The sequence below is a fragment of the Caballeronia terrestris genome, from assembly GCF_001544515.1.
Classification (GTDB): domain Bacteria; phylum Pseudomonadota; class Gammaproteobacteria; order Burkholderiales; family Burkholderiaceae; genus Caballeronia; species Caballeronia terrestris.
This window is the reverse complement of record NZ_FCOL02000316.1, coordinates 1-1956: the sequence shown is the minus strand read 5'-3', so window position 1 is coordinate 1956 and position 1956 is coordinate 1. Positions and strand designations below refer to the sequence as shown.

Below are 1956 nucleotides of genomic sequence, written 5' to 3'. Positions count from 1 at the left end.
GCCGGAGCGACGTTTGACGATTTGTCATTGGCGAGCGGTGCGACCCGCCACACGGCGTTACCGACGTCGTCAGCGACGAGCAAGGCTCCGTGCCCGTCCAGTGCGATGCCGACGGGTCGGCCCACGGCGTCGCCGTCGGCTGTCAAAAATCCGGTGAGGAAGTCCTCAGGTATGCCGGCCGGCTTTCCATTGACAAATGGTACAAACACCACCTTGTAGCCGGAGCGCGGCTTACGATTCCACGACCCATGCTGACCAACAAAAGCGCCGCCACGATAATGAGGCGGGAATAGCGCCTGGTCGTAAAAGGCAAGACCTAGTGACGCCGTGTGATTGCCGAGTGCATAGTCAGGCGCGATGGCCTTCGCAACCCTATCGGGGCGTTGCGGTGTGACACGGGTATCGATGTGCTGGCCGTAGTAACTGTATGGGAAACCGTAAAACGCACCGTCCTTTAACGCTGTCATGTAGTCTGGCACAAGGTTATTGCCGAGTTCGTCCCGCTCATTGACTGCCGTCCACAATGCACCGCTGTCTGGTTGCCACGAGAGTCCATTTGGATTGCGAAGCCCTGTCGCAAACGGCCGCAGACGTCCACTGTTCACGTCGAGTTCAAGGATTCGCGCTCGGCCTTCTTCGGCTTCAATCCCATTTTCCCCTGCGTTACTGTTCGATCCCACCGTAATGTACAGATGTTTGCCAGACCGATCGGCCAGGATGTTCTTGGTCCAATGATGGTTGATGAGTCCCGCTGGCAAGTCGACAACCTTGACGCCGGCGCTTGTGATCTGAGTGGCGCCCGTCGCATAGTTGAAACGCAGCAAAGCGTCCGTATCGGCAACATAGAGTTGATTGCCAATGAGTGCCATCCCGAACGGGGAGTGCAGGCCGCGCAGAAACACGGTCTGCATTGTCGCGGTCCCACCGCCGTCGACGTCGCGCAACAATACAATGCGGTCGGGACTCGGCACTCCGGCGCCGGCGCGCTTCATGACCTGCTTTCTGATCCAGCCGAATAGGCCGCTGCCTTCATCGTGTTCGTTTGGGGCGTCGCTCTCCGCGACGAGTATGTCCCCATTGGGCAGCGTATAAAGCCAACGCGGATGCGCTAGGTCGGCGGCGAACTTGGTGACGATAAAACCGGCGGGAGCGGTGGGTGTCAAACTGTCGGGACGTGTCTGAGCGGGCGCGATATTGACCATCGGAACCCACGACGACTCGGGAGCCGGCAGCACGGGCGACGCACCGAATCCCGTATTGCTTGGACTCGATGGTCCGATCGCGCAAGAGGCAAGCGGCACAACCAATGCAACGACCAGGCGAGTTAGCAGGCGCATAAGGGTTCCCAACGTTGAGTGTTGTTGATGACGCGTGGAGGGAATAGCAAGAAGCCGGCCCGTGGCTTTGCCCGCTGAGGAAAACCGCTCCGTGACTCAAGCGCAAGACCGCAGCTTCCGGCTTCCCGTGTCGGCGTTTCGAAAGCGGCACGTGATGGAGCGCGATCTAAAAAACATCTTAAGGGGCGCGTCCCTGCCCGAAGGGCAGAAACTCCCGGGCCTCGCTCCCTCTGATGTCCATCAGGGGGAGCGGCCGTCGAATTATTGGTGATTCCTTACACCGAAAATCACCGTCATCGTGTGCCCGAGCGGACAACCCGCGTTATCGACCTGAATCAGCGTTTGCCCATTGCAGCGAAGACGTTCTGTTGTGGTAACAGGGCTGAAGCGAAGTGCCGCAGGGCGTTGCAAACCGCCATTTGGTTGTGGGAACGAGCGGCTGGGACGCGTCGTCTGCCGCCGCCCGCCCGGCCCATCACCGGGGCTGACCACGATAAGAAGCCGGGACCCCTGGGTCCAATGGCCCGGGTGCGTATTTCACACGTATGCGTCAGCGTAACCCGTCACAAGATGGTGCGCGACGAGCTTTTCTGCGTCAGATCGGGACGAGACGATGTAG

General features: G+C 59.8%; 1 protein-coding gene. It reads right to left on the bottom strand.

Features of this window, described 5'->3' with window-relative positions; genetic code table 11:
* A partial coding sequence (locus tag AWB67_RS36975) for a PQQ-dependent sugar dehydrogenase (protein WP_087660759.1) occupies nucleotides 1-1337 on the bottom strand: 1337 nt, incomplete at its 3' end.
* Nucleotides 1338-1956 lie beyond the last annotated feature (619 nt).